This window comes from Bacteroidia bacterium (assembly GCA_019695265.1).
In the GTDB taxonomy this organism is placed as follows: domain Bacteria; phylum Bacteroidota; class Bacteroidia; order JAIBAJ01; family JAIBAJ01; genus JAIBAJ01.
In genome coordinates this window covers 1-5,665 of record JAIBAJ010000158.1, presented here as the reverse complement: position 1 = coordinate 5,665, position 5,665 = coordinate 1, and the positions used below count along the sequence as shown (strand labels likewise).

Below are 5,665 nucleotides of genomic sequence, written 5' to 3'. Positions count from 1 at the left end.
CCCATTAACCCTGCCGAGAAATCTTCCCTGATTTCATTTTCAATTTTGGCTTTGGTTTCTGAATTAAAATCTCCAAAATCCAATTCCGGGAAATAAAACCTTCCCAAGTGGTTAAAATCAGCATTTAGATCTCGTAAAAAGTTAATTTTCTGAAATGCTGAACCTAACTTCATAGCAAATGGCTTTAGCGAATCGTACATGGCTTGGTTACCTTCACAAAAAATTCGCAAACACATTAAACCAATTACCTCCGCCGAGCCAAGTATATACTTATTAAACGACTCGCGGTTGTATTGTGTTTGATTTAAATCCATGCGCATGCTTTCTAAAAAGGTATCAATTAATTCCCATTCAATATGGTACTTGTTTACCGTTAATTGAAAACTATGTAAAATAGGATTTAAGGATATTCCATCCCGTATAGCCTTTTGAGTATCAGCAGCAAATTCTTCCAACAAGTTGCGTTTGTCATATTGATGAAAAGTGTCGACAATCTCATCCGCAAATCGAACAAATCCATAAATCGAATAAATCGGTATCACGTAATCCTTGTGAAGCAACCGAATAGCTAATGAAAAGGAGGTGCTATAGCTTCGTGTAACCATCTGGCTACATCGAACACTCACATCATCATACAATTCTTTCATGGTGATTGCAAAAGTATAACTTTCAACACTTGGGCATTCAATAATTTATACAGGGTGTAGTTGGAATAAAAATTTCATTATTTTTAGGCTATTAAATTCTCTATTCAGGTGAAAACACTCAAATTCGTTGCCATTGGCTTTATTGGTTTCTTTGTAGTGGCTTGCACAGCAGCCATGTTCTTACCTTCTCAGATTCATTTAGATCGCAGCGTGGTGATTCAGGCTCCGGTTGACTCCATTTTTAAAGAAGTAGCTGATTTTCATGCCTGGACGAAATGGAGCAGTTGGCATAAAAAGGATCCCAATATTCAACTAAGCTATTCCGGTCCAGCTTCGGGTGTGGGAGCATCGTATTCCTGGAAAAGCGAAAATGACCAAGTTGGAACAGGAAAACAAGTTACAGTTGAACTCATTCCTAACCAATACATCAAAAACGAAATGTATTTTATGGATGAAACCGAACCTGCTTTTGGTAGTTTTAAATTTGAACAAACACCGGAAGGGGTTAAAGTTACCCAAAGCATGGATTCTGATGCAGGTTACAACCCTTTGCATCGTATCATGGGTAAGTTGATGGGAATTTTTATAGGTCCGGAATTTGAAAAATCATTGGCCGATTTGAAAACAGTGTGCGAAAATCACAATTGATAGCCTGTTACCCTCAACAGAATTTTGATAACAACCAACACCATTATTGACCCTACAATAATTAATACAATTTTCCAAGATCCTTTGAAGTATTCGGGCGATTTTTTTATGTCATCAGAATAGGCAAACACCATCATAATCAGGAATCCAATTAAGAATAAGATCGCGAATATCCAATGTCCAATTCCTATATTCATGGCTTATTCCTCATCCGGATCTTTACCCATATACCCTTTCATTAGGCCTCGTTTCGAGGTTTTAACAAAACTCAATATTTGGTGCTTATACTCTGAATCGGGTATTTCTGACTCCATTTCAGCAATGGCATCCGAAACACTCAATCCACTGGCAAACAAAATTCGATAAGAATCTTGTATAATCTTAATGGCATCGGCTGAGAAACTTCTTCTACGAAGTCCAATGGAATTAATACCTACATAGGATAATGGCTCCCGTGCGGCACGAGTATAGGGCGGTACATCTTTTCTAACCAAAGAACCACCCGAAATTAAGGTGTGAGCACCAATCGTAACAAACTGATGGATAGCACACAACCCTCCAATTATCGCATAATCTTCAACAACAATATGCCCTGCCAAGGTAGCTGAATTGGCCAATATACAATGGTTTCCTACCACACAATCATGGGCTACATGCGAATATGCCATCAACAAGGAATGCGATCCAACCTTGGTTTCCCAGTTGGCTGCTGTACCTTTATTAATAGTAACACACTCCCGAATGGTAACATAATCGCCAATAACAGCCGTAGTTTTTTCGCCCTTGTATTTTAAATCCTGTGGAACACCACTAATTACAGCTCCCGGAAAAATTTTAACCCCCTTACCAATTCTGGCTCCTTCAAAAATTGTCACATTTGGACCAATCCAACAATCATCACCAATTTCCACATCCCCATAAATTCGGGTAAATGGCTCTACTGTAACATTGTTACCAATTTTAGCTTCTGGGTCAATTACGGAAAGTGGGGAAATCATGCTAGGGTCTTTTTACTATTTGTGCCATCATTTCTGCTTCCATAACCACGGTGGATCCAACCATGGCGTATCCTTTCATATGGCATATTCCCCGGCGAATTGGCGAAACCAAATCAAGGCGAAATACAACCGAATCGCCCGGAAGAACTTTGTGACGGAACTTAACTTCAATTAATTTTAAAAAATAGGTAACGTAATTCTCAGGATCCGGTACTGTACTTAATACCAAAATCCCTCCCGCTTGAGCCATGGCTTCCACCTGTAATACCCCGGGCATTACCGGATCTCCAGGAAAATGACCGGCAAAAAATGGCTCATTCATCGTTACATTCTTCACCCCTACCACATGCGACTCGCTCATCTCCAATATCTTATCTATCAGCAAAAACGGAGGTCGATGTGGTAGAATTTGTACAATCTGGTTGATATCATACAATGGCTTAACTCCGGGATCGTACACCGGATAGTTTGCCTTCTTTAACTTTTCTGCCTTAATGTGTTGCTTTATCTTTTGTGCAAAGGCTGCATTGGCCTTATGTCCCGGACGAGTAGCAAAAATATGAGCCTTAATCGGTTGTCCAACCAAGGTTAAATCACCTACCACATCCAGCAGCTTATGCCTTGCCGGCTCATTGTACGAACGCAATTCCACGTTGTTCAAAATACCTTCTTTGGCTACCTTAATATCCGGACGGTTAAATAAATGTGCCAAAGCTTTTAATTCAGCATCATCCACTTCTTTATCCACCACCACGATGGCATTGTTTAAATCTCCGCCTTTAATTAATCCGGCCTCCAAAAGCATTTCTAACTCATGCAAAAAACAAAAGGTACGCGATGAAGCAATATCCTTTTTGAACTCGGAAATATCGTATAAACTGGCATGTTGCCTTCCTAAAACCGGTGAATTGTAATCTACCATTACACTTACCTGAAACTTATCGGCAGGAACAGCAATCATTTCTACTCCACTAGCCTCATCTCTGTAAATGAGTGTCTCTTTAAGTTCAAAGTAATTACGATCAGCTTCTAATTCCACCACGTCCACCTTTTGCAGGGCTTCCATAAATTGAGCCGAACTTCCATCCAAAATAGGAGGTTCTGAGCCATCAATTTCAATAATAACATTGTCGATGCCCAAACCAAATAAGGCCGCCATAGAATGTTCAATTGTTTGAACAGTTGCCCCTCCTTTCCCAATGGTAGTCCCTCGCGATGTATCAACAACCAAATCGGCGTCTACCGCAATTTCGGGTTGACCTTCTAAATCAATCCGCTTGAAAACATATCCAACATTGGCCGATGCCGGTTTGTAGGTTAGTGTGGTAACTTTTCCGGTATGTAATCCAACTCCGCTAACGGTCGCAGGTGCACTTATGGTGGTTTGCTTTTCGGTCATGAACAGATGCCTTCAACAGGGGTGCAAAAGTAACAGGCAGATGCATACAATTTACCCTTATTTTCAGGAAAGTAAATTTACCGTTAAATTCATGCTATTCTTATGTAAACCAGGACTTTTGCTTCCTTTTTAAACCGGAATAAACAGCCCCAAAAGCGAATTTCAGACAATTATCAAACTATTTTGCCTACCATATCCTGATTTGATTTGGCGGGCCCCCTCCGCCTGCTAAGGATTCTGCCACTTTCGAAGTTACTGCATCGGCGTTCGGGTCACGCTATCGGTTGTAGTCCTCGTAGCACTTGGCTGGCGCCGCGTGCTCCTGTGGGCTACTTACCTCTATCGTTGCCCGAGGGTGCAAACCCGGACTGTTGGTTCATTTTCAATTGATTGTAAAGGGTCAGGAATTTTCTTAATTCAGAAATTGGAATTTCTATCCTTCGCTTCAACCCAAATTCAGGCTAAGCTACTTACAATCATTTTACAGGCTTTGTGAACCGAAAATGGTAATCGATGTGCCGGCCGTTTGGGGTTCAGTCCGGGTAGGGATAGCAGTGGAAAGCCCACAGACGGCCGTGGCGCTAGCCCGGGCGGCGAGGACTTGAAACGAATAGCCCGGCCCGAGCCCGATTAAACCCAATTTGAAATGCTATGTTTTGCGAGGGACCCGCCAACAATTCAATATTTGGACGGAACAGGAATACCTTATCTCAAAAGACCAATATCTGTTGCCATGAAAATAATTTACTCAGAAAAGGCACTGCACTTACCGAATAAAATCTCAAAAAAGTCAAGTCCGGAACAACCGACACTAAGCTTAATTGGCTTTGCTTTTTAATTCGGCATAATGCTTATAAAAATGAGGGATAGTTTCGATTCCTTTGAAGTAATTAAACAAACCATAATGCTCGTTGGGAGAGTGAATTGCGTCACTATCCAGACCAAAACCCATTAATACGGTTTTTAATCCCAACACATTTTCAAAGAGGGCAATAATTGGAATACTTCCTCCGGTACGAACCGGAATAGGTGATTTTCCGAAGCTTTCCTCCATAGCTTTGGCGGCAGCAAGATACTCCACCGAATCGGTAGGCGTAACCACCGGGAAACCGCCATGGTGTGGACGAACCTCCACTTTCACTGATTTAGGTGCTACCTTTTCGAAATACTCCTTAAAGAGTTGGGTAATTTTATCGGGATGTTGATTGGGAACTAACCGCATAGAAATTTTTGCAAAGGCTTTAGATGCAATAACCGTCTTAGCACCTTCGCCGGTATAGCCACCCCAAATACCATTCACATCGAGGGTTGGTCGAATTGAAACTCTTTCCATGGTAGAATATCCACTTTCACCATGAACATCATCAATATTTAAATGATTCTTATAATCTTCTATTGAAAAGGGGGCTTTAGCCATTTCTGCCCTTTCCTGAGCGCTTAATTCAATCACATCGTCGTAAAAACCGGGAATGACAATATGTTCATTCTGATCTTTCATTTCAGCAATCATTTTAGCCAAAACATTGATTGGATTTGCTACAGCTCCACCATAAATCCCGGAATGCAAATCGCGGTTTGGTCCGGTAACTTCCACTTCCACATAACTTAGTCCGCGTAACCCAACTGTGATTGAAGGAACATCGTTAGCAATCATACCCGTATCGGAGACCAAAACCACATCGGCTTTTAGCTTTTCTTTGTTTCTTTCCAAAAATGTACCCAAGTTAGATGAGCCTACTTCTTCCTCGCCTTCAATCATAAATTTCACATTGCAAGGCAGGGTTTGAGTTTGCATCATGGTTTCGAAGGCCTTCACATGCATATACATCTGGCCTTTATCATCGCAAGCACCACGGGCATAAATTTTCCCATCCCTAATTTGAGGTTCAAACGCCGGGGTAGTCCACAAGTCGATTGGGTCTGCCGGTTGCACATCATAGTGTCCATAGACCAAAACAGTTGGTTTAGAAGGA

The 5,665-nt window shown here is 41.3% G+C and carries 6 protein-coding genes; 1 reads left to right on the top strand and 5 read right to left on the bottom strand.

The genetic code is table 11. From position 1 onward, the window contains the following. Positions 1 to 647, bottom strand: a 647-nt coding sequence (locus K1X82_14585; GenBank protein ID MBX7183336.1) for a squalene/phytoene synthase family protein, incomplete at its 3' end; no start/stop codon positions are given. Positions 648 to 755: 108 nt separating this feature from the next. Here K1X82_14585 and K1X82_14580 point away from each other — a divergent pair. Next, a complete protein-coding gene (locus K1X82_14580) occupies positions 756 to 1,295 on the top strand; it encodes an SRPBCC family protein (GenBank protein ID MBX7183335.1) in 540 nt (179 codons plus the stop codon). Here K1X82_14580 and K1X82_14575 read toward each other — a convergent pair. The 4 genes from K1X82_14575 to K1X82_14560 all read right to left on the bottom strand — a co-directional run. Next, positions 1,286 to 1,492, bottom strand: a complete 207-nt coding sequence (locus tag K1X82_14575; protein MBX7183334.1) for a hypothetical protein — start codon at positions 1,490 to 1,492, stop codon at positions 1,286 to 1,288. The genes K1X82_14580 and K1X82_14575 overlap by 10 nt on opposite strands. 3 nt (positions 1,493 to 1,495) lie before the next feature. Beyond that, positions 1,496 to 2,293 (bottom strand): acyl-ACP--UDP-N-acetylglucosamine O-acyltransferase, encoded by a 798-nt coding sequence (gene lpxA / locus K1X82_14570; GenBank protein ID MBX7183333.1) that lies wholly within the window; start codon positions 2,291 to 2,293, stop codon positions 1,496 to 1,498. A gap of 1 nt (position 2,294) precedes the next feature. After that, positions 2,295 to 3,692 (bottom strand): bifunctional UDP-3-O-[3-hydroxymyristoyl] N-acetylglucosamine deacetylase/3-hydroxyacyl-ACP dehydratase, encoded by a 1,398-nt coding sequence (locus K1X82_14565; GenBank protein MBX7183332.1) that lies wholly within the window; start codon positions 3,690 to 3,692, stop codon positions 2,295 to 2,297. Between the two features lie 817 nt (positions 3,693 to 4,509). Next, the coding region (locus K1X82_14560) for a dipeptidase (GenBank protein ID MBX7183331.1) at positions 4,510 to 5,665 on the bottom strand (1,156 nt) is incomplete at its 5' end.

Excerpts from the sequence above, each read along its gene's own strand:
- K1X82_14575 (MBX7183334.1), bottom strand. The coding sequence starts at position 1,492 with ATGAATATAGGAATTGGACATTGGATATTCGCGATCTTATTCTTAATT.
- lpxA (MBX7183333.1), bottom strand. The coding sequence starts at position 2,293 with ATGATTTCCCCACTTTCCGTAATTGACCCAGAAGCTAAAATTGGTAAC.
- K1X82_14565 (MBX7183332.1), bottom strand. The coding sequence starts at position 3,692 with ATGACCGAAAAGCAAACCACCATAAGTGCACCTGCGACCGTTAGCGGA.